The sequence below is a fragment of the Serratia sp. HRI genome, from assembly GCF_010119335.3.
In the GTDB taxonomy this organism is placed as follows: Bacteria; Pseudomonadota; Gammaproteobacteria; order Enterobacterales; family Enterobacteriaceae; genus Serratia; species Serratia nevei.
On sequence record NZ_CP083690.1, the window covers coordinates 2548872 to 2570384 of the forward strand.

Annotated in this window: 16 protein-coding genes, 1 tRNA gene and 2 other RNA genes; 1 reads left to right on the forward strand and 18 read right to left on the reverse strand. The window is 60.3% G+C overall.

Features of this window, described 5'->3' with window-relative positions; genetic code table 11:
• Nucleotides 1-284 precede the first annotated feature (284 nt).
• The 15 genes from dppF to GF111_RS12345 all read right to left on the reverse strand — a co-directional run bounded on the left by dppF (nucleotide 285) and on the right by GF111_RS12345 (nucleotide 15872).
• Nucleotides 285-1274, reverse strand: coding sequence for a dipeptide ABC transporter ATP-binding subunit DppF (gene dppF, locus GF111_RS12275; protein ID WP_047729477.1), 990 nt, complete (start codon nucleotides 1272-1274; stop codon nucleotides 285-287).
• Nucleotides 1271-2251, reverse strand: a complete 981-nt coding sequence (gene dppD, locus GF111_RS12280; protein ID WP_004934132.1) for a dipeptide ABC transporter ATP-binding protein — start codon at nucleotides 2249-2251, stop codon at nucleotides 1271-1273. The genes dppF and dppD overlap by 4 nt, the downstream gene beginning before the upstream one ends.
• Nucleotides 2252-2266: 15 nt before the next feature.
• Nucleotides 2267-3169, reverse strand: a complete 903-nt coding sequence (dppC, locus tag GF111_RS12285) for a dipeptide ABC transporter permease DppC (RefSeq protein WP_038874021.1) — start codon at nucleotides 3167-3169, stop codon at nucleotides 2267-2269.
• Nucleotides 3170-3180: 11 nt separating this feature from the next.
• Nucleotides 3181-4200, reverse strand: coding sequence for a dipeptide ABC transporter permease DppB (dppB, locus tag GF111_RS12290; RefSeq protein ID WP_043129106.1), 1020 nt, complete (start codon nucleotides 4198-4200; stop codon nucleotides 3181-3183).
• Nucleotides 4201-4370: 170 nt separating this feature from the next.
• Nucleotides 4371-5978, reverse strand: coding sequence for a dipeptide ABC transporter periplasmic-binding protein DppA (gene dppA, locus GF111_RS12295; protein WP_047729481.1), 1608 nt, complete (start codon nucleotides 5976-5978; stop codon nucleotides 4371-4373).
• A gap of 601 nt (nucleotides 5979-6579) precedes the next feature.
• On the reverse strand, nucleotides 6580-8271 hold the full coding sequence (locus GF111_RS12300; RefSeq protein WP_038874014.1) for a glycosyl hydrolase family 18 protein: 1692 nt from the start codon (nucleotides 8269-8271) through the stop codon (nucleotides 6580-6582).
• Nucleotides 8272-8696: 425 nt separating this feature from the next.
• Nucleotides 8697-8825, reverse strand: a non-coding RNA gene (locus GF111_RS12305) — RtT sRNA.
• Between the two features lie 36 nt (nucleotides 8826-8861).
• Nucleotides 8862-8990, reverse strand: a non-coding RNA gene (locus GF111_RS12310) — RtT sRNA.
• A 36-nt stretch (nucleotides 8991-9026) separates the two neighbouring features.
• Nucleotides 9027-9103: transfer RNA gene (locus GF111_RS12315), tRNA-Pro, on the reverse strand.
• Nucleotides 9104-9223: 120 nt separating this feature from the next.
• Nucleotides 9224-10555 (reverse strand): MFS transporter, encoded by a 1332-nt coding sequence (locus tag GF111_RS12320; RefSeq protein WP_038875891.1) that lies wholly within the window; start codon nucleotides 10553-10555, stop codon nucleotides 9224-9226.
• 95 nt (nucleotides 10556-10650) lie between these two features.
• The gene (gene uhpB, locus GF111_RS12325; RefSeq protein ID WP_055312449.1) at nucleotides 10651-12195 is read right to left on the reverse strand and encodes a signal transduction histidine-protein kinase/phosphatase UhpB; all 1545 of its coding nucleotides are present in this window, start codon (nucleotides 12193-12195) and stop codon (nucleotides 10651-10653) included.
• Nucleotides 12192-12782: a transcriptional regulator UhpA gene (gene uhpA, locus GF111_RS12330; protein ID WP_038875895.1), complete on the reverse strand. Its 591-nt coding sequence runs from the start codon at nucleotides 12780-12782 to the stop codon at nucleotides 12192-12194. The genes uhpB and uhpA overlap by 4 nt, the downstream gene beginning before the upstream one ends.
• Before the next feature lie 119 nt (nucleotides 12783-12901).
• Nucleotides 12902-14596 carry a kdo(2)-lipid A phosphoethanolamine 7''-transferase gene (eptB, locus tag GF111_RS12335; RefSeq protein ID WP_038875898.1) on the reverse strand — a complete coding sequence of 565 codons (1695 nt, stop codon included), beginning with the start codon at nucleotides 14594-14596 and terminating at the stop codon, nucleotides 12902-12904.
• Between the two features lie 225 nt (nucleotides 14597-14821).
• Complete coding sequence (locus tag GF111_RS12340) at nucleotides 14822-15247, reverse strand: organic hydroperoxide resistance protein (protein WP_004934114.1); 426 nt, start codon at nucleotides 15245-15247, stop codon at nucleotides 14822-14824.
• A gap of 160 nt (nucleotides 15248-15407) precedes the next feature.
• Complete coding sequence (locus GF111_RS12345; protein WP_038875900.1) at nucleotides 15408-15872, reverse strand: MarR family winged helix-turn-helix transcriptional regulator; 465 nt, start codon at nucleotides 15870-15872, stop codon at nucleotides 15408-15410.
• 97 nt (nucleotides 15873-15969) lie between these two features.
• Here GF111_RS12345 and GF111_RS12350 point away from each other — a divergent pair, with 97 nt between their 5' ends.
• The gene (locus tag GF111_RS12350; RefSeq protein ID WP_047729488.1) at nucleotides 15970-16569 is read left to right on the forward strand and encodes an HD domain-containing protein; all 600 of its coding nucleotides are present in this window, start codon (nucleotides 15970-15972) and stop codon (nucleotides 16567-16569) included.
• Here GF111_RS12350 and GF111_RS12355 read toward each other — a convergent pair whose 3' ends face one another.
• The 3 genes from GF111_RS12355 to bglF form a co-directional block, all read right to left on the reverse strand.
• Nucleotides 16570-17940 (reverse strand): carbohydrate porin, encoded by a 1371-nt coding sequence (locus GF111_RS12355; protein ID WP_369916783.1) that lies wholly within the window; start codon nucleotides 17938-17940, stop codon nucleotides 16570-16572.
• Nucleotides 17941-18091: 151 nt separating this feature from the next.
• Complete coding sequence (locus GF111_RS12360; RefSeq protein WP_094460666.1) at nucleotides 18092-19495, reverse strand: glycoside hydrolase family 1 protein; 1404 nt, start codon at nucleotides 19493-19495, stop codon at nucleotides 18092-18094.
• Between the two features lie 14 nt (nucleotides 19496-19509).
• The gene (gene bglF, locus GF111_RS12365) at nucleotides 19510-21372 is read right to left on the reverse strand and encodes a PTS beta-glucoside transporter subunit IIABC (RefSeq protein WP_147190157.1); all 1863 of its coding nucleotides are present in this window, start codon (nucleotides 21370-21372) and stop codon (nucleotides 19510-19512) included.
• Between the last annotated feature and the right edge of the window lie 141 nt (nucleotides 21373-21513).

The window sequence follows — 21513 nt, forward strand, 5'->3', positions numbered from 1 at the left end:
CCCAAAGCACGCCGCCGGCGTGCTTTTTTATTGGGTTTTTATAATAAAAATAGTGAAACCGCTCGACCGAGAGAATGTTATTAACAACAAACCGTTAAACTCTATTATTCGATTATTATTCTCATACGAAGATTCTTAAAAAAATAACGATTTGTCAGAATAACGTTAAGGTAAGAATTTAAAAAACGGGTTGTCGCGATCGTTTACTGACTAACCCATTGATTGAATAATAAAAAACGCCGGCGCAGTGCCGGCGTTTGATTTAAGCAGGAACATCCGACGCCTTACGCCCCCGGATGTTCGTCCTGATCGACCGCAAAGCAGGCCACCATCTGCTCACCGTACTGTTTCAGCTGCGGCTGCAGCTGCACGCAGGTGCCGAAGGCGCGGCGGCAGCGGGCGTTGAACGCGCAGCCCGGCGGCGGGTTCATTGGGCTGGGCAGTTCGCCGGTCAGCTTGATACGCTCGCGGCGCATATCCGGGTTCAACCGCGGCGTCGCCGACAGCAGCGCCTGAGTGTAAGGATGGCGCGGATTGTTGAAGATCGCCTCTTTGCTGCCCTTTTCCACGCAGCGGCCGAGGTACATCACCATCACCTCGTCGGCGATGTGTTCCACCACCGACAGATCGTGCGAGATGAACACATAGGACAGCCCCAGCTCCTGCTGCAGATCCATCATCAGGTTCAGCACCTGAGCGCGCACCGACACGTCCAGCGCCGACACCGGCTCATCGGCGATCACCACGTCCGGGTTCAGCATCAACCCACGGGCGATGGCGATACGCTGGCGCTGGCCGCCGGAAAACATGTGCGGGTAGCGGTCGTAATGCTCGGTCTTCAGGCCGACCTTCGCCATCATCTCCAGCGCTTTTTCCCGCCGTTCGGCGGCGCTGAGCGGGGTATTGATCAACAGCGGCTCCTCGAGGATCTGCCCGACCTTCTTGCGCGGGTTGAGCGATCCGTAAGGATTCTGGAACACGATTTGGATCTTCTGGCGGCGCAGTTTCTCGGCCGAGACGTCCGGCTTCAGCAGGTCCTGCCCCTGATAGTACAGCTCGCCGCCGGTCGGCACTTCGATCATCGTCAGCAGGCGGCCGAGCGTCGATTTGCCGCAGCCCGACTCGCCGACCACCGCCAGCGTTTTGCCGCGCTCCAGGGTGAAGGAGACGCCGTCCAGCGCCTTGACCAGCCGCTCCGGCGCGAACAGGCCCTTTTTCACCGGGTAATGCTTCTTCAGGTCGATCGCCTGCAGTAAAGGTTGATTCTGGCTCATACGGTCGGCCTCCCCGCATCATCCAGCGGTGTGTGACATTTAACCTGACGGCCGGGAATGCTGCGCAGTTCCGGCTCCTCGTTACGGCAGCGCTCGTTGGCGTAGGGACAACGCGGGTTGAGCAGGCAACCGGTCGGGCGATCGTATTTGCCCGGCACCACGCCCGGCAGCGAAGCCAGGCGCGCCTTGTCGGCGGCGAACTCCGGCAGCGCGCGCAGCAGCGCCTGGGTATAAGGATGGCGCGGCGCACGGAAAATCTCCGCCGCCTTGCCGGATTCCACCACCTGGCCGGCATACATCACGATGATGTGGTGCGCGGCTTCGGCCACCAACGCCAGATCGTGGGTGATCAGCAGCAGCGCCATGTTTTCGCGCTGCTGCAGGTCCAGCAGCAGTTCGATGATCTGCGCCTGGATGGTCACGTCGAGCGCGGTCGTCGGCTCATCGGCGATCAGCAGCTTCGGCCGACAGGCGATGGCCATGGCGATCATCACGCGCTGGCTCATGCCGCCGGAAAGCTGGTGCGGGTACACGTCCAGCCGCGAGGCCGGATCGGGAATGCCCACCTGGGTCAGCAGGTCGATAGCGCGCTGGCGGCGAGTGCGGCGGTTGCCGCCCTGATGCACCTTCAGCGCCTCCATGATTTGGTAACCGACGGTATAGCACGGGTTCAGGCTGGTCATCGGATCCTGGAAGATCATCGCTACTTCAGAACCCACCAGCTGGCGGCGCTCTTTTTCGGAGATCTTGCGCAGATCCTGGCCGTTGAACTCCAGCTTGTCGGCCATCACCTTGCCGGGGAAATCGATCAGGCCCATGATCGCCAGCGAGCTGACGGATTTGCCGGAGCCGGATTCACCGACGATGCCGACCACCTGGCCTTGCTCCACGCTGTAACTGATGCGGTCTACCGCGCGAAACGGGGTGCCTTCGTCACCGAAGTGCACCGAAAGCTTGTCTACATTCAATAACGCCATCTCTCTCGTCCTCTGTTACTGCTTGAGTTTGGGGTCGAGAGCGTCACGCAAACCGTCCCCCATCAGGTTAAATGCCAGCACCGTCAGCAGGATCGCCAGGCCGGGGAAGGTCACTACCCACCAGGCGCTTTGCGCGAACTGCAGCACGTCGGAGAGCATGGTGCCCCACTCCGGCGTCGGCGGTTGCGCGCCCATGCCCAGAAAGCCGAGAGCGGCCATGTCCAGAATGGCGTTCGAGAAACCGAGAGAAGCCTGCACGATCAAAGGCGCCAGGCAGTTAGGCAGAATGTTGACGAACATCTGGCGCAGCGCGCCGGCGCCCGCCACCCGCGAAGCGGTGACGTAATCGCGGTTCACTTCCGCCAGCACCGCCGCACGCGTCAGACGCACATAGTGCGGTAGCGCGACGAAGGTGAGCGCCAGCGAAGCGTTGACGATCGACGGCCCGAACACCGCCACCAGCACCAGCGCCAGCAGCAGGCTCGGCAGGGCCAGCATGATGTCGACGACGCGCATGATCACCGCGTCCACCGCACCGCCGAAGTAGCCGGCCAGCAGACCGAGCACCACGCCCATGATCAGCGACAGCACCACCACCAGGCAGCCGACCAGCAGCGACAGACGCGCACCGTACATCAGGCGCGACAGCACGTCGCGGCCCACGTCGTCGGTGCCGAGGAGATATTGCCAGCTGCCGCCCTCTTGCCACACCGGCGGCTTGAGCAGCGCGTCGCGGAACTGGTCCGCCGGCGCATGCGGCGCCAGCACCCCGGCGCCGAGCGCGATCACCAGCATCAGAACGATATACACCAGGCCGACCACGGCCCCTTTATTGCGCTTGAAATAGTGCCAGAACTCCTGAAACGGGGTCATCGGCTTCGGCGCACCTTTAACTGCAGACTCAGTGATTTGAGACATGAGAGCGCCCCTTATTTCTTGTGGCGAATACGCGGGTTGACCACGCCGTAGAGCACGTCTACCAGCAGGTTAACCAGAATGATCATACAGGCGACCAACAACACCCCGCCCTGCACCACCGGGTAATCGCGGCGTTGCAGCGCGTCGATCAGCCAGCGGCCCAGTCCCGGCCAGGAGAAGATGGTTTCCGTCAGAATGGCGCCGGCCAGCATGGTGCCGACCTGCAGCCCGATCACCGTCACCACCGGCAGCAGCGCGTTGCGCAGCGCGTGGACGACGATCACCCGCATGCGGCTCACGCCCTTGGCGCGCGCGGTGCGGATGTAGTCTTCACCCAACACTTCCAGCATCGAGGAGCGGGTCATGCGCACGATCACCGCCAGCGGGATAGTGCCCAGCACGATGGCCGGCAGGATCATGTGCATCACCGCGTCGATAAAGTCGCCCGGCTCGCCCCAGATCAGAGTGTCTATCAGCATGAAGCCGGTCAGCGGATGGCTGTCGTCGAGAAAGACCGTGTCGCTGATGCGGCCCGACACCGGCGTCAGGTTAAGCTGCACCGACACCAGCATGATCAGCATCATTCCCCACCAGAAAATCGGCATCGAATAGCCGGTCAGCGAGATGCCCACCGCGGTGTGATCGAAGACCGAGCCGCGTTTGACCGCCGCCAGCACCCCAACCGGGATGCCTACCAGCACCGCGAACAGCATCGCGCAGAAGCCCAGCTCCAGCGTGGCCTGAAAGCGCGGAACGAACTCGCTCCAGACGGAGATGCGGCTTTTGAGTGAGGTGCCCAGATCGCCGTGCAGCACGTTGGACACGTAGGAGAAATATTGTTGATAGAGCGGCTTGTCCAGCCCCATTTCCGCCATCAGCTGCGCGTGGCGCTCGGCGGAGATACCGCGTTCCCCGGCCATGATGGTCACCGGGTCGCCGGGGATCATATGGACGAATGCAAAAGTCAGCAATGTAATGCCGATAAACGTTGGGATAACTAACCCCAAACGTCGGAGTATGAACTGCAACATATCCCGAACTCTCTGTATCAATGCCCGGCAGCTCATCGTCCGCCAGGCTTATTAACGCTCACATGCCTTTGAACGATTCGACGGCCATACGCCGGAGACTGGTCAGCAGGGGCGCAAACCTGTTGCGCCCCTGCAAGTCCATTCGTGCGTCTCCGGTAAAGCGGTCGAAATCAGTCTACAGAGACATTCTCGAAGTGATGCTTACCGAGTGGATCCACGACGTAGCCTTTCACTTCCTTACGCACAGGCTCGTACACGGTGGAGTGTGCGACAATCAGCGCCGGAGCCTGATCGTGCATCACCACCTGCGCCTGCTTGTACAGTTCGATGCGCTTGTCGTGGTTGGATTCGGCGCGCGCCGGTTGAATCAGATCTTCAAACGGCTTGTAGCACCAGCGGGAGTAGTTGGAGCCGTCTTTCGCCGCCGCGCAGCTGAACAGCGTGGCGAAGAAGTTGTCCGGATCCCCGTTGTCGCCGGTCCAGCCCATCATCACCGTCTGGTGCTCGCCCGCTTTGGCGCGCTTGAGGTATTCACCCCACTCATAGGTCACGATTTTGGCTTTCACGCCGATCTTGGCCCAGTCGGCCTGGATCATTTCCGCCATGCGGCGCGCGTTCGGGTTGTAAGGACGCTGTACCGGCATCGCCCACAGGTCGATGCTGAAACCGTCGGCCATGCCCGCTTCTTTCAGCAGTGCTTTCGCCTTGGCCGGATCGTAAGCATAATCCTGTACCGCGTCGTTATAGCCCCACATGGTCGGCGGGATCAGGTTCTTGGCCGCCTGGCCCGCGCCCTGATAAACCGCGTCGATGATCGCCTGCTTGTTGACCGCCATGGTCAACGCCTGGCGCACCTTCAGGTTATCCAGCGGCTTTTTCTCGACGTTGAACGACAGGTAACCCACGTTCAGGCCCGGCTGTTCCATCAGGTTGATGGACTTGTCTTGCTTCATGCGGGCGATATCGGCCGGGTTCGGGTACGGCATCACCTGACATTCGTTTTTCTGCAGTTTGGCGTAGCGCACGGAGGCGTCAGGCGTGATGGAGAACACCAGGCGATCGATCTTCGGCTTGGTGCCCCAGAAACCGTCGAATGCCTTGTACAGGATCTTGGAGTCTTTCTGGTATTGCAGCAGCTGGAACGGACCGGTGCCGATCGGATTCAGGTCGACTTTCTCCGGCGTGCCGGCTTTCATCATCACGTCGGCATATTCGGCGGACAGGATGGACGCGAAGTCCATGCCCAGGTCAGCCAGGAACGGCGCCTCCGGGCGGTTCAGCACGAAGCGCACGGTGTTGTCGTCCACTTTTTCAATCTTGGCGATCAGCTTAGGCATGTCCATGCCTTCAAAGTATTCGTAACTGCCGCCGGACACTTTGTGGTAGGCGTTGTTCGCATCCAACTGGCGCTCAAAGGAGAACACCACGTCGTCGGCGTTGAAGTCGCGCGTCGGCTTGAAGTCTTTGCTGCTCTGCCACTTCACGCCTTTGCGCAGGTGGAAGGTGTAGGTTTTGCCGTCTTCGCTGACGTCCCACTTCTCAGCCAGGCCCGGCTGCAGTTCGGTGGTGCCGATTTTGAATTCGACCAGGCGGTTGTAGATCGGTACCGAGCTGGCGTCGTAGGTGGTGCCGGAGGTAAACAGCTGCGGGTTGAACCCTTCCGGGGAACCTTCAGAACAGTAAACCAACGTCTTGGCCTGAACGCTGGCCGCCACGGTCAGCGCGATCAGCCCAATGCCGAATTTCAGAACCCCCGATTTACCCAAGGAACGTGTCATCGTTAGTGCTCCATTGTGTGATGTGATGTGTGTAATTGCCGCCAGACCTGTATTTTTTATTGCGTGGCCTGTGCGATCGGCGCCCGAAGGCAGAAGGCGTACGAGGAGAGAATGCCGGATGGAACGCATCGCGGCGGGGACGTCTGAGCGCGTGGAATTCACTCAAACAACTCTCGCTCTTACCCCTGAGGCTATCAAGTTGCCAACTGTTTGGGGTGTCGTCAATATAACCAGTGGGGATTTACGCAGACTGTGAGAAACAGCAAACAAACATAAAAAAAACCTTTTGTTAACAGTTCCAGCATGAAAATTTATGCTAAGCGGTCATTTTTAGCGCATTGGTCTGACCCTCACAAACTTACTGGTTTTTAACTCCGTTAAAAAACCCCAAAACTTTGTTGCTGAATGATGAATATCTGAACGGTTATTTTTGTGATCGCCGTTAAAGACAGGAGGAAATGCTGAAGGATTACCCAAAAGGGTGAGTCCGATGACCGCGTTTTGCGCCGGCGAGGGCCACAATCTGTGCGGCGTAAAAAAACTTTCGGCGGTGAAAAAGCCGGGGGCGAAAGGATATCCCCCGGCAACGCACTGCAACCGATTATTGAACGCCGGCGCTGTTGCCCAGGCTGGCGTTCATGCTGTTGAGAATATCGCCGTTGTCCGCATCGATCTCCCAGGAGAATAGGCCGCCCAACTGCTTATCCAGCACGTACTTGCCTTTCGCCTGCACCGAGCGGGCATCGTCGAAGGTGATCAGATCGCCGGTGGAAGGCTTGAACACGTAAGGCGCTTCCGCCGTGGCGTCGTAGGTGTACTGCCACTCGCCGCTCATGAACTGGCTGGCGATTTGGCGGTAGTCCACGATGCCGTTCTCCCAGGTGCCTTTAACCGGCCCGGTGGCGGTGCCGGTAAACGGAATATTGTTCTGGTAGCCGTTCACCCCGGTCCAGCCGCGGCCATACATGGCGGTGCCGACCACGATCTTGCCCGGCTTGACGCCCTGCGCCAGCAGCGCATTGACGCCGTTCACCGTGGTGTAGGCGGTGTCCGGTTTCCAGGCCGGCGCATTCAGCGCGGTCTGATGCCCCAGGTTCTTCAGATCGAAGGCGCCGTAGAAGTCGTAGCTCATCAGGAAGATGTGATCCATCGAGTTCTGCGCGACGTTGTAAGCCACCTTATCGATCTTGTCCTTGCCGGCGCTGATGGCGGAGGTCAGCTCATACTTGCGGCCGGTTTCCGCCGACAGCTGATCCAGCATCGCCCGCAGCTCCTTCATCAACAGCACATAGGTTTCCCCGTCCTGCGGGCTGCCCAGGTTCGGGTTGGCGCCTTTGCCGCCCGGGAACTCCCAGTCGATATCCACGCCGTCGAAGAACTTCCAGGTCTGCAGGAACTCTTTCACCGAGCCGACGAAGCGATCGCGCTTCACCTTGTCGCCCATGAAGAAGAACGGGTCAGACAGCGTCCAGCCGCCGATCGACGGCAGGATTTTCAGGTCAGGGCGCGCCTGCTTCAGCGCCATCAGCTGGCCGAAGTTGCCCTTGTAGGGGTCATCCCAGGCGGTGACGCCCTTCTGCGCTTTTTGCAGCGCGGCAAACGGATCGTGGATCGAGACTTTGAAGTCCTCGCGGCCCTGACAGGAGCGCTGCAATGCCTGGAAACTGCCTTCGATCTCTTTCAGGCTGTCGTTGATGCCGTTGCCGCCGCAGATCGGGATAAAGCCGTACAGCAGGTGGGTCAGGTTTTGCGCCGGGATCTTGTCGACGGTGAAATTGCGCCCGTAAACGCCCCACTCGACGAAATAAGAACCGACGACTTTGCCGGAGTTTTGTTTATAAGGTTTGTTCTTTTCCAGCAGCGGCTCTTTCAACGGCGCCAAATGGCTGCCGTCGGTGTCGGCCACCACAATTTCGGTGGCGTCGCTGGCGGTGCAGCCGTCAGCATTGCACAACGCCACCTGCATTTGATAACGGCCACCTTTATTCACTTTAAAATTCGCCGTGCCGGAAGATCCGGTTGAAGGACCGCTCCACGCCTCTTTGCCATTTAATAAAATTTTTGCCGTCTTGCCGGTGTCGCCATTCCATAAATTCCAGGAGACCGAAACGTCGGCGGCATTTTTTACCTTCACCAGATTATTATAAGCGGTGGCCGCCTGATCGACTTCGACGATAGCGAACTTGGTGTTGCCCCAGGCGATGGTCGGTTTGCCCGGTGCGGCGGCCTGCGCCGCGGAACACAGCGTGCTGCCGATCAACAGCGCCAACAGCGGTTTATTAAATTTGCGCATAACTGATTCCTTTATTCCGAGAGGATAAACATAAAAGAGTTAATCGACGCCACGCATTGCCGGAGCAAAATGATCCCGCAATAATCCACGAAGATTAACGTTAATAAATAATCACGGTATTTCCCACGCGGCGGGAATAAGAGTTCCCGCGTTGTCCATTCAGACTATAGGTAAAAAAAACGTGAAAACAAGAGCGCTATCAACCGGGTTTTATTTGGCAAGCATGAATTTATTTAAATATGAAAATAAGAACCTAATGGGAATAAGGAGTGTGAATTAATTAAGCGTAAAGGATAAATATATTTCACGAGGACGGCAGATTGAGGCACGCCATAAAGCGCAGCCGGCCATATCGGCGGAGGTGCTCATCCTCATAAACGACAGACGAAAAAAAGCCTGCTTTAAAAAGCAGGCCTTTCGAATGGTGGTCGGCGAGAGAGGATTACGCGCATCTTGGATGCGCGCCCTGCGGGCCGTTGCTGAAGCAACGTTGTCTCGCTTCGCGAGGCTCGAACCTCCTGCGGAGGTACTCATCCTCATAAACGACAGACGAAAAAAAACCTGCTTTAAAAAGCAGGCTTTTCGAATGGTGGTCGGCGAGAGAGGATTACGCGCATCTTGGATGCGCGCCCTGCGGGCTGTTGCTGAAGCAACGTTGTCTCGCTTCGCGAGGCTCGAACCTCCTGCGGAGGTACTCATCCTCATAAACGACAGACGAAAAAAAACCTGCTTTAAAAAGCAGGTTTTTCGAATGGTGGTCGGCGAGAGAGGATTCGAACCTCCGACCCACTGGTCCCAAACCAGTTGCGCTACCAAGCTGCGCTACTCGCCGATGCGGGGCGCATCTTACTGCTGGCGGTTATAGGCGTCAATCACTTTTTTGCCCCTGCATTTCAAGTGGTGATAAAAGCGCCATAATGCGCTGCACCGGGGGTTGCGCAGCGTATTTCACTCAGGCGTTAGCGGTTTTCAGCGCCGGCGTCTGCGCACGCAGGAACGGCAGCAGGAACAGCGCCGACAGGCAGGCGGCGATGGAAATCACCACGAAGAAGCCGTTCCAGTGCCAGATCTCCATCACCCGCGCAATCGGGTAGCCGGACAGCGCCGCGCCCAGGTAGGCGAACAGGCCGACGAAACCGGTCGCCGCGCCCGCCGCATCCTTGTGCGAGCACTCCGCCGCCGCCATGCCGATCAGCATCTGCGGGCCGAAGATGAAGAAGCCGATGGCGAAGAAGCAGCAGGCCTGCAGCAGGTAGGTCACGCCTGGCATCAGCCACAGCGCCGCCACCGACAGGAAGATACCGATGGCGAAGATCAGGTTCATCGGGCCGCGGTTGCCGCGGAACAACTTGTCGGAGCCCCAACCGGCCACCAGCGAACCGATAAAGCCGCCCACTTCAAACAGCGAAATGGCCGAGTTGGCGGTCATCAGCGAATAGCCCTTTTCCTGCGTCAGGTAGAGGTTGCCCCAGTCGTTGATCGCGGTGCGCACGATGTACACCAGCACGTAAGAGACCGCCAACAGCCAGATGTACTTGTTGGTCAGCACGTAGCGTTTGATGATCTCGCGGTTGCTCAGCCCCTGGCCTTCCGATTCCTGCACCAGCTCCATGGCGTCGTTACGCCATTTGCCGACGCTCGGCAGCCCCAGGGTGGATGGCTTGTCGCGCAGGCGCCAGCACATCAGCAGGCCGAGCACCACGCCGATGATGCCGGGAATGATCATGCCGTAACGCCAGCTGAAGTGCAGCGAGATAAAGCCCACCAGCAGCGGGATCAGCGCGCCGCCGACGTTGTGCGAGGTGTTCCAGATCGCCCACCAGCTGCCGCGCTCGGAGCGCGAATACCAGCTGGTGAGGATTTTGGAGCACGGCGGCCAGCCCCAGCCCTGGAAGAAGGCGTTGAGGATCCACAGCGTGCCCAGCATCAGCAGCGACGAACTGAGGCCGAAGAAGATATTCAGCACCCCGGTCATGATCAGGCCCAGCCCCATAAAGTAACGCGGGTTGGAGCGATCGCTGATCATGCCGGAAATGAATTTCGAGCAGCCGTAGGTGATGTAGAACAGCGTGCCGAGGATGCCGACGTCGGACATCGTCAGGCCCAGATCGCTCAGCATCGCCGGCATGATGAAGTTGAAGCTTTTGCGCGTGAAGTAAAACGCGGCGTAGCCGATGTACATGGTGCACATCAGCTGGATGCGCCAGTATTTGTAGCTGGCATCGATCTGCCGTTGATCGGTGACCTGCGGCGCGTCCGAGCGGCTTTTAAGGAAAGACCACATGTGGAACCTCAGAGGATTGAATAAAGTGCCGCTATGATGCTCCTCGCGCGCGCGGGAGGATTACGCCGGATTCCCGACGCGGCTAGGAGTTTTTCCTAGTTTTGCGCTTGCGCCGGTGAAACTGTGGGTAAGATCACACTCAAACAGGCGCCCCGTTCAGCGGTGAACCGCAGGCTGCCGCCGAGGGCGCTGATGCGCTCCTGCATGCCGCGCAGGCCATACCCCGGCTGATGGTTTTCCGCATCGAAACCCACGCCGTTGTCGCGGATGGTCAGGGCGATCAGCGGCGCGGCGCCTTTGCGCGGCTGCAGGCGCGCGTCCAGCTCCAGGCGGCTGGCACCGGCGTGGCGGCACACATTGGTCACCCCTTCCTGACATACCCGGTACAGCGTGATTTTCAGCGTTTCATCCAGCAGCTCGTCCGGCACCTGCCACTGCAGGCTGCTCACCAGCGACGCGTCCTGCGGCAGCGACTCCCGCAGCATCGCCGCCACCGCCGCCGACAGCGGCAGGTTGTTCAGCGCCGCCGGCCACAGCTGGGTCAGCACGTCGTGCACCCCGTCGTAGACCCGCAGCGCCAACGCATCGATGGCGTCGGCGCAGCCGATCACCGCCGGTTCCGGCGCCAGGCGCTTGACGATGCTGGCCTGGGTGCGGATCACGGTGATGGTCTGCCCCACTTCATCGTGCAGCTCGCGCGCCACCTCGCGCCGGGTTTGCTCCTCCGCCGTCACCAGCGCCCGCGCCAGCTGACGGTTCTCCGCCAGCCGCAGCCGCAGCTGCTGATTCAGCTCGCGCTGGCGCTGAATGCCGGCCCCCAACAGCAACCCGGTCAGGCTTTGGGCCAGCAGCGACAGCAGCAGATCGCGGTGCGACTCCGGCTGCGGCGGCTCGTTGACCATCAGCGCCACGCCGTTGAGCAGCGTCGCCAACAGCGCACCCTGCCAGCCGTAGCGGTAAGACATGAATACGATAGGAATGGCCAGGCAGAACGGCGCGAAACGGCGCAGCTCGGCGGCGTTCACCTGCTGCTGCAGCCAGATGCTGAACGCAAACAGCAGCAGATAGCTGGCCAGGTGGCCGAGGCGCAGCTCCACCGGCTTGTGGATCAGTCCCGGCTCCAGCGGCACCCAGATTTGGCGCGCCAAATAGTGCCACAACAGCAGGCAGGTCGGCGCGATGGTGAAACCGCCGGTCAGGCCGAGCAGCAGCGCGCGGGCGCCTTCGCCGCTCACCAGCTGCCATACCAGCGCCTGCAGCAAGGCGGCGGCGGCCACCACCGCGCCCTGCAACAGCGGCCACCGCCATTCGCTGTCGCTCTGCTGATGGCGCAACAGCCACGGCGAGGCCAGCAGGCTGAGCAGCACCGTCAACACCAGCACCGCCACCGACGCCCACAGCGCCGGGCCGTAACCGAACTGGTCCGCCAGCAGCGCCATCAGCAGCAGATCAGCCAGCAGGATCCCCGGCCAGAAACGGTACGGGCTCTGCAGCAAAATGCCCATGCGCAGGCCGAACGGGAACAGCAGCAGCGCCTGCCAGGGCGGGTCGATCAGCGCGGTGCCGATCCCCCACAGGCAAAACGCGCTGGCGGCGTAGATGAAAAACAGCGCCAGCTGGGTGATCAGGCGCTGCGTCACAGGTTCAGCATCCGTCTGGCCAGCTCGACGTTATTGTTGATACCCAGCTTGGCGAACAGATTGGCGCGATGCACATGCACCGTCTTCGGCGACAGCCCCAAGGCGGCGGCGATCTCGCGCACCTCCTGGCCCTGCGCCAGCAATAGCGCGATTTCGCGCTCGCGGCGGGTCAACGGATCGACCCTCACCCGCGCCAGCTGCTGGGCGATTTCCGGCATCAGGTAGACGCCGCCGCCGGCGACGGTGCGCACCGCGGTGATCAGATCTTCCGGCTTGCAGCGCTTGGAGAGGAAGCCGCTGGCGCCGCGATCCAGCGCCATTTCCACCAGCGCCGGGTTGTCGTGCATCGACAGCATCACCACGCGGATGCCGGAGGGAATGTCCGCCAGCAGATCCAACCCGCTGCCGTCGGGCATCGAAATGTCGCAAATGCAGATTTCCGCCTCCAGCCCCGGCAGGCCGGCGCGCGCCTGCGCCGCGCTGCTGAACTCGCCCACCACCTGAATATCGGCCTCCAGCGACAGCAGCTGCACAAAGCCCGAACGCACAATGTCATGATCGTCGATAAACGCCACGCGCAGGGTCATGGAAATCTCCGGTTAGAAGGGGAAGTGCGCAAGTATACCGTATGCACACACCGGAATAATTGATGAAGAGAATGTATTGGCGGAAATTACCGGGTGCGCAAGGCTCCCGGCGGGAGGGATTACAGGCTGGCAGGCGCCGTTTTATTCTGCGGGAGATGGCACCAGTTGTTTTTATCCACGATGCCACCGTTCGGCGAGGTGTAACCGAGGCAACCGAGGACGGTGTCGAACAGCTCGACGTGACGGTGCGTTCTGCCGATGCGTTGCTGCGCCTGCAGTTGCTCAAAGGCGCTGAGGTGCTGCGGGTTCTCGAGGAACTTGTCCGACGCCCACACCATCATCGGCACGCGGAATTGTTCCGGCGGCGCCATTTCGCGCGGCGTGCCGTGCAGGTGCGTATTCTCGCCGATCGACTCGCCGTGATCGGCGGCATAGAACACGATGGCCTTCTTGTCCCGCACCTGGTCGATCACGTTACTGATAAAGCTGTCGGTATACAGCACCGTATTGTCGAAGGCGTTGATCAGCTGCGCCTTGGTGCAGGAGTCATCCACCCCCATGCACTCCGGCTGATAGCGCGCATAGCTGCGCGGATAACGCTGCGAGTACAGGTAGTGCGAGCCTTTGGTATGCAGGATCACCAGGTGTTTACCCTTCGGATAACGCGCCAGCGACTCCTTCATTTCGTCCACCAGCAGCATATCGTCGACCGCCTTGCCGTCGTTGCGCTTCTCGGACGCGATCATCTCGCGGAACGCATAGTTGTCCACTTCGGTGTTGTTGTAGAACCACACCTCACTCTGCATGGCGAACAGCTCGGAAGAGAAGCCCAGTTCCTTCATCACCGCGAACACGTTTTGCTCTTTCAGCGTGCGCTGCGGGTTGTCCTCGGTGCCGTCTTCGCGCACGAACATGCAGCGCAGCGACAGCTTGGTGGCGGTGTCGCAAGACTCGCCGCGGAACGCCACCAGATTCTTCTCTTTCGACAGGCGCGGCGTAGTATCGCGCTCGTAGCCCAGCATGCCCATGTGATCCCAGCGCGTGGTCTCGCCGATGATGAACACCACGTAGGTATCGTCGATGTCCGCCGGCGGCACATAGGTGAAGTGTTTGCCCGGATCGAACAGCGTGCTCTGATCCTGACTTTCGTCATAGCGGGTATAGGCGAACAGCCCCAGCGCCGACAGCCAGTTAGACGGCAGGTACGAGTGCGCCACCACGCCGCCGTAGCTCGGCAGATCGATGTTGGCGAGCTTCTCTTGCACGCTTTGCTCGTCGTCCAGCATACGCAGCGGCAGCCAGACCAGCGCCACCACCGCCAGCAAGACCAGCAACGGTTTGATGCGATGACCGGGGGTTTTCAGCTGTTCGATCAGGGTGTAACGCAGGCTGTTTTTCCAGATCAGCAGCAGCGGCAAGGCGCTGAGCGCCACCATCCACAGCACGAAGTGCAGACCAACCACCTCTTTCGACAGATCGGTGTCGGTGGTCATCACCGACACCACGATGCCGTAGCCGATCACCACGTTGAAAAACGTCATGTAGTAGCTGGCGGCCACCGAAATCAACACCAGCAGCGAGGCGACGATGCGATAAAACAGCCGGCCGCCGAGCGATACCAGCCGCATGATGAAAAACGTAAACAGGACGATAGCGATGACTTCCGTCACCGCCGAAATAAGCTTAATTCCCTGAAGGCCGTGCGCCAGCGAATCAAAACGGCGATAGAAAACGGACAGGTTTAGAAATATGCCGATATAGATCGCTAACAATAACGATAAATTCTGCTGTGATAGCGATTTAACTTTGTTCATGTAACGCGGTGGCTCCGGGGACGGTGTAGCGGTTCTGACTCAGTCAGACACTGATTGCGGCTTCTGGTTCAGCCAACCGGCAATAAGCGTTATTTTGCGGGTAATAAGCAAGAGAATTCTCACAAAACGGACAAAATTTACCGTTTTTTTGAACGATTTTCAGGCAGGGTACGCAAGAAAATGGAGGGATAAACCCTCCATTTTTTCCAGATTTCGGCAAAAATCTTACTTAACGTTCAGAGTCACATCGATATTTCCACGGGTAGCGTTGGAGTATGGGCACACCACGTGCGCCTTTTTCACCAGATCTTCCGCCACGCTGCGCTCGATGCCCGGCAGCGAGATATCCAGCTGCACTTCGATGCCGAAGCCGTTCGGGATCTCACCGATGCCGACGGTGCCGTCGATCTTGGCTTCGGCCGGGATTTTGACCTTTTCCTTCGCCGCGACAAACTTCAACGCGCCGAGGAAGCAGGCCGAGTAACCGGCGGCGAACAGCTGCTCAGGGTTGGTGACTTCGCCGCCGGCGCCGCCCATCTCTTTCGGCACGCCCAGTTTCACGTCCAACACGCCGTCGGAGGAGGTCGCACGGCCGTCGCGGCCGCCGGTTGCGGTGGCGTGCGCGCGGTAAACCACTTTCTCAATAGACATCGTTCATTCCTTCTTGCTGGTTGGCGAGATGACTACGGCTTCCACGAGGTAAAGCCGGTCACATATTTATCTTTTGCGATTAAATCGTGCGCTACTTATTTTTGACACTTAGTAACCAGTGTAGACCACCCGCGCCGTTCTTGCGTTCGGCGGCGGCGGGTCAAATCTGATCGATCAGGCTGCCGCGCAGCTTTTCCAGCTGCTGTTTGAGCGAGACGATCTCGTCCAGGCTGCAGTCAGTGGCGCACATCACCGCCTCGGGCACCGATTGCGCCCGCTCGCGCAGCGCGCGGCCGGCTTCGGTCAGGGCGATGATCACCTGCCGCTCGTCGGTGGTGGCGCGATAACGCACCAGCAAACCGGCGGTTTCCAGCCGCTTCAGCAGCGGCGTCAGCGTGGCGGAATCGAGGAACAGCCGCTCGCCGATATCCGATACCGTCACCCGATCGCGCTCCCACAGCACCATCATCACCAGGTATTGCGGGTAGGTGAGTTCGAGCTGACTCAACAGCTTGCGATAAACTTTGTGCAACGCCAGATTGGCGGAGTACAGCGCGAAACAGAGCTGCTGATCGAGCTGCAGCAGGTTCTTCGCCTTGGATTGTTCGGTCTCGGTGCTTTTCATGTGTGTGAATATAGATAGCGCACGATGTAATCGCAAGCTATTTCTTGTGAGGTATGCTACCTTTTTTTCATGCAGAGGATGCTCGGAGGGAAAGGAAATGACGAACACGCTTGCAGAACGCGCGCGCCGCTACGCCACCAAGGCGCATGCGGCCATCGATCAGCGCCGCAAATACACCGACGATCCGTACATCGTCCACCCGCAGGCGGTGATGGAGCTGGTGCGCAGCGTACCGCACACCGAAGAGATGCTGGCGGCCGCCTGGCTGCATGATACGGTGGAAGACACGCCCACCACCCTCGGCGATATCGACAGCCATTTCGGGCCGAAGGTGGCAGAGCTGGTGCGGATGCTAACCAACGTCAGCCACGCCGAGGACGGCAACCGCTTCGAGCGCAAAAACCGCGATCGACGCCACAGCGCCGCCGCGTCGCCGCAGGCCAAAACCATTAAGCTGGCGGATCTTATCGACAACACCCGCTCGCTGCTGGACTACGATAGCCACTTCGCCCAGACCTACCTGATCGAGAAACAGCGCCTGCTGGAGGTGCTGACCGAAGGCGACCCGACGCTGTGGCGCCAGGCCAGCCATATCGTTGAACAGGGGCTGCTCAGGTTGCAGCAGCCACCGCACAACGTGCCCGCCAGCTGGTTCGAACACGCCCGCCGGCGCTACCGCGAGAGCGACGCGGCCTGATCAGAAGGTCACCACCGTTTTCAACGCCGTCACCCAGGCGTCCTGCGTCTCGCTGACGCCCGCCGGGTGATGCCAGTACTGCAGGCCCGGCTGCAGCTGCAGCCACGGCGTGACGTTAACCCGGTAATACAGCTCCGCCGTCACCGAGTGGCCCGGCACCGGCCGGTAGTTCGGATCGTGATAATCGCTGATGCCGCTCATCTGGTTGAGATAACGCTGATTGTCTTTGTAGCGGTCGCTCAGCTTCACCACCGAGACGCCGAGCCCCAGCCAGTCGTCCGGCCGCGCATCGAACAGCCCGCGGTAACGGATGCCGGTCGAGGTAGACCAGTGCAGGTAGTTGCTGCGCTGATCTCCCAGCCCCAGGCTGTAAAACACGCTCAGGCCACGGTTGACGTCATCCGCATGGCGCGTCACCTGCTGGTTGAAACCGGTATACAGGAACCAGGTGCGATCGTGGCTGCGATAGCCCTGCGGATCGCTGGCGCCCGGCCCGCCGGACACCCCTTCATAGAGATCGCTCTGGCGCGCGTTGGTGAACAGCACGCCCAGGTTATACACCCCCGGCAGTTGGTTGACGGCGTGAGTTTTCAGCTCCAGCTCCATCGGCAACAGGAAGCCTTTGCTGCCCTTGGTGGACCAACTCCAGGCGTGGCTGCGGCTGGGGGCGCTCGGGTTCTGCTCCATCACGCCGCCCTTGAGCGTCAGGCCGTCGGTCAGCTTGTATTGCAGCGTGCTGCCCCAGTAATGCACGTTCCAGTTGTACCAGGTCAACGAATTAGCGGACTTGCCGCCGCACAGCGTCAGCGTCTGAAAATCGCAGGGGATGATCTGATCGAAATCCTGCACCTTGTTCATCATGCCGATGCGCCACTGCAGCCGGCGATCGAGGAAGGAGCGGCTGAAGGTCAACCAACCCAGCCGGGTAATCGACTGCCCGCCAAAACTCTCCTGCGACAGATCGGTCAGGCCGACGCGCGGATCCTGCAAGCGATCGCGGGTCAGGTTGTTGTCATGGTTGCGGTTGACGATATTGCCTTCGATCGCCGCGTCCGGAATGCCGGTCAGCGCCTGCAAATCCTGGCTGAAGGTCAACGAGAACTGGTCGATGTAAGACGCCTGTTTATCGTGGTTGTAACCGCCGCCGGCGTTATACGACAGCTGGCTGAGGTAGCCGAGATTATAGTGGAAGCCGTGATCCTCCAAGATCGGCCTGATCCCCAGCATATCCCCCAACAGCCCGGGCTGCGGCGGCTCAAAGCCGAGCGCCACCCCTTCCCATTTGGCGGTGGGGGCTTCGACGTCCTTGCCGGTTTGCAGCGTTTCCGCCTGCGCCTGGCTACAGAGCAGCGCCAGCGCCGCCAGGGTCATGGAACGAGGTAATAAGCTTTTCATCATTATTATATTTCTCCGCATAACGGCTGAGTGCGGGCAACAGCATTCCCTGGGAGAGAATTTCCCATCATGAACAGCAGCGAATAACGTTAGGTTAACGCCCGGCGTTTGCCGCCGGGCTTAGAGGCTAGCGCCGCTCTTTCAGGCTGGCGCCGTTGCTGTGGATCACATCGCGATACCAGTAGAAACTCTTCTTGCGGCGGCGCTCGAGGCTGCCGTTGCCGGCATCGTCCCTGTCGACGTGAATGAAGCCGTAGCGCTTCGACATTTCCGCCTTCGAGGCGCTGACCAGATCGATCGGCCCCCAGCTGGTGTAGCCCATCACCTCGACGCCGTCGTCGATCGCTTCCGCCACCTGCACCAGATGGTCATTGAGGTAGTTGATGCGGTAGTCGTCGTGGATGCTGCCGTCGGCCTCGACGCGATCTTTGGCGCCCAGCCCGTTCTCGACGATGAACAGCGGCTTCTGATAGCGGTCGTACAGCACGTTGAGCAGGTAGCGCAGCCCGATCGGGTCGATTTGCCACCCCCACTCCGAGCTGGCCAGGTGTGGGTTCGGCACCATATCGAGAATGTTGCCGCGCGCCGTCTCGTACTGCGCCGGGTCGGCGGTGACGCAGCCGCTCATGTAGTAGCTGAACGAGATGAAATCGATGGTTTCGCGCAGCGTTTGCCGATCTTCCTCGGTGATCGCCACCTGAATGCCGTTTTCACGGAAGAAGCGCTGCATATAGGCCGGGTAACAGCCGCGCGCCTGCACGTCGCCGAAGAACAGCCAGTCGCGGTTTTGCCGCTGGGTTTCCAGCAGATCTTCCGGCTTGCAGCTCAGCGGATACAGAATGCCGCCCAGCAGCATGTTGCCGATTTTGCCCTCCGGCACGATCTCGTGACAGGCCTTCACCGCTCTGGCGCTGGCCACCAGCTGATGGTGGATCGCCTGATAGATGGCGCTCTTGTCGCTCTCCTGCGGCAGGCCGACGCCGGTGAAAGGCGCGTGCAGCGACATGTTGATTTCGTTGAAGGTCAGCCAGTGTTTGACCTTGTGCTTGTAGCGTTCGAACACGGTGCGCGCATAGCGCTCGAAGAAATCGATGGTGCGCCGATCGCCCCAGCCGCCGTAGTGCTTCACCAGACCGTAAGGCATCTCATAGTGCGACAGCGTGATCAGCGGCTGAATGCCGTATTTCGCCATCTCGTCGAACAACCGATCGTAAAACGCCAGCCCGGCTTCGTTCGGCGTCTCTTCGTCGCCCTGCGGGAAAATGCGCGTCCAGGCGATCGAGGTGCGCAGACACTTGAAGCCCATTTCGGCGAACAGCGCGATGTCCTCCGGATAGCGGTGATAGAAATCGATCGCCACGTCCTTGATGCCGCTGTCGCCCGCCGCGCGCGGCGTAATGGCGCCGAAGATGCCCTGCGGCTGCAGATCGGAGGTCGACAGCCCCTTGCCGTCGGCCTGATACGCGCCTTCTACCTGGTTCGCCGCTACCGCGCCGCCCCACAGAAAATGTTGCGGAAACTTGCCGTTCATCGCTTGCTCCTCAATTAGCGTAATAAAGTCAGCAGCGGCGCCTGTTCCTGCACCGGAGACAGGCCGCTGGTCAACACGTCCACGTAGTCATCGCTGTTGCTGATGATGATCGGTGTGGTGGTGTCATAGCCGGCGGCATGGATCGCCGCCTGGTCGAACTCGATCAGCAGATCGCCCGGGGCAACCCGCTCGCCTTCCCGCACATGGGCGGTGAAATGCGCCCCGTCCAGCTTCACGGTATCGATGCCGACGTGGATGAGAATCTCCGCGCCGTCGTCCGATTCGATGCCGATGGCGTGTTTGGTTTTGAACAGCGACGCCACGCTGCCGCTCACCGGCGCCACCACGCGCCCCTGCTGCGGCGCGATCGCCACCCCTTTCCCCAGCAGGCCGCTGGCGAAGGTTGCGTCGTTCACCTGATCCAGCGGCACAATGTCGCCGGCGATCGGGCTGAGGATGGCCTGTTTGCGGTTAAGCGGCGCGGCGGCTTCAGGCTGCGCCGTCTCTTCCTCCGGTGCGACGCCGAACAGATAGCTGGCCAGCGCGGCGAACACGAACGACAGCAGGGTGCCGCCGATCGCGCCCCATACCGTGGCGTCAATGCCGCCGCCGGGGATGATCTGCGCGAAGGTGAATACGCTCACCAGGCCGAACGAGTAGACCGAGGTATGGAAGTAGCCGATCACCGCACCGCCCAGCGCGCCGCCAATGCAGCCGAAGATGAACGGGCGTTTGTTCGGCAGCGTAACGCCGTATACCGCCGGTTCGGTGATGCCGAAAATCCCGGCGCCGATGGCCGAAGCGGACAGCGCCCGCAGCTTGGCATCGCGGGTGCGCAGCATCACGCCCAGCGTGGCGCCGACCTGCCCCATCACCGCCGGCAGCAGCAGCGGCACCATGGTGTCGCGCCCCAGCACGCTCAGGTTATTGATCATCAACGGCACCAATCCCCAATGCAGACCGAAGATCACGCACACCTGCCACATCGCCCCCATAAAGGCGCCGGCGATGATCGGGTTAAAGGCGTAAATGCTCTGATAGCCGTTGGCCAGCAGGTGGCTGAGCCAGGTCGCCGCCGGGCCGATCAGCAGGAAGGTCAACGGCACGGTGATCGCCAGGCACAGCAGCGGCGTGATGAAATTGCGCAGCGCGCTGTGGATCACCCGGTTAAACAGCGGCTCCAGGCGGCAGGACACCCAGGCCGCGAAGATGATCGGGATCACCGACGAACTGTAGTTGATGAAGGTCAGCGGAATGCCGAAGAAGTATTCGCGCACCGCCCCCGGCTGCTGCGCCGCGTCGAACGCCGCCATCATCAGCGGATGCGTCAACGCGCCGCCGATCGCCATGGTGACGAAGGGGTTGCCGCCAAATTTTTTCCCGGCGGTGTAGCCGAGCATGATCGGGAAGAAGTAGAACAGCGAGTCGCTGGCGGCGAACAGCATTTTGAAGGTGCCGCCGCTCTCCAGCAGCCAGCCGCAGGCCAGGCTCAGCGCCAGGAAGCCTTTCAGGATCCCCGAAGCGGCCATCACCCCGAGCAGCGGGGTAAAAATACCGGACACCAGATCGATAAATCGGCTGAGCAGGTTGTCTTTTTTGCCGCCCGCGTCGTCGCTCGGCGCGCCCTCGGCCAACCCGCCAACGCGGTTAACCGCGTCGAACACCTCCGCCACGTGGTTGCCCACCACCACCTGGAACTGGCCGCCGCTCTCCACCACCATGATGACGCCGGGGTTTTTCTTCAGCGCTGCCGCGTTGGCGCGAGTGTCGTCACGCAGCTTGAAACGCAGGCGGGTGGCGCAGTGCACCAGGCTTTTCACATTGTCGCGGCCACCGACGCCGGCCAAAATCTCACTGGCTAATGTGTCATATTTCATACGGTTATCCTTAGACTTCGCGTTCTGCCTCTCCCCTCCCCGCACTGGCCTGGCGCTGAGGCGGAATTCGGCGCAAAAAAAAAACCTAAACCTCGCGGCCTCTGCCCCATCGGGGAACAGAAACGCGAGGTTTAGGTTTTG

What these genes read in the sequence shown, in the direction of transcription:
- dppF (WP_047729477.1), bottom strand. Translation starts at nt 1,274, where the DNA reads ATGAGCCAGAATCAACCTTTACTGCAGGCGATCGACCTGAAGAAGCAT.
- dppD (WP_004934132.1), bottom strand. Translation starts at nt 2,251, where the DNA reads ATGGCGTTATTGAATGTAGACAAGCTTTCGGTGCACTTCGGTGACGAA.
- dppC (WP_038874021.1), bottom strand. Translation starts at nt 3,169, where the DNA reads ATGTCTCAAATCACTGAGTCTGCAGTTAAAGGTGCGCCGAAGCCGATG.
- dppB (WP_043129106.1), bottom strand. Translation starts at nt 4,200, where the DNA reads ATGTTGCAGTTCATACTCCGACGTTTGGGGTTAGTTATCCCAACGTTT.
- dppA (WP_047729481.1), bottom strand. Translation starts at nt 5,978, where the DNA reads ATGACACGTTCCTTGGGTAAATCGGGGGTTCTGAAATTCGGCATTGGG.
- GF111_RS12300 (WP_038874014.1), bottom strand. Translation starts at nt 8,271, where the DNA reads ATGCGCAAATTTAATAAACCGCTGTTGGCGCTGTTGATCGGCAGCACG.
- GF111_RS12320 (WP_038875891.1), bottom strand. Translation starts at nt 10,555, where the DNA reads ATGTGGTCTTTCCTTAAAAGCCGCTCGGACGCGCCGCAGGTCACCGAT.
- uhpA (WP_038875895.1), bottom strand. Translation starts at nt 12,782, where the DNA reads ATGACCCTGCGCGTGGCGTTTATCGACGATCATGACATTGTGCGTTCG.
- eptB (WP_038875898.1), bottom strand. Translation starts at nt 14,596, where the DNA reads ATGAACAAAGTTAAATCGCTATCACAGCAGAATTTATCGTTATTGTTA.
- GF111_RS12340 (WP_004934114.1), bottom strand. Translation starts at nt 15,247, where the DNA reads ATGTCTATTGAGAAAGTGGTTTACCGCGCGCACGCCACCGCAACCGGC.
- GF111_RS12345 (WP_038875900.1), bottom strand. Translation starts at nt 15,872, where the DNA reads ATGAAAAGCACCGAGACCGAACAATCCAAGGCGAAGAACCTGCTGCAG.
- GF111_RS12350 (WP_047729488.1), top strand. Translation starts at nt 15,970, where the DNA reads ATGACGAACACGCTTGCAGAACGCGCGCGCCGCTACGCCACCAAGGCG.
- GF111_RS12355 (WP_369916783.1), bottom strand. Translation starts at nt 17,940, where the DNA reads ATGACCCTGGCGGCGCTGGCGCTGCTCTGTAGCCAGGCGCAGGCGGAA.
- GF111_RS12360 (WP_094460666.1), bottom strand. Translation starts at nt 19,495, where the DNA reads ATGAACGGCAAGTTTCCGCAACATTTTCTGTGGGGCGGCGCGGTAGCG.
- bglF (WP_147190157.1), bottom strand. Translation starts at nt 21,372, where the DNA reads ATGAAATATGACACATTAGCCAGTGAGATTTTGGCCGGCGTCGGTGGC.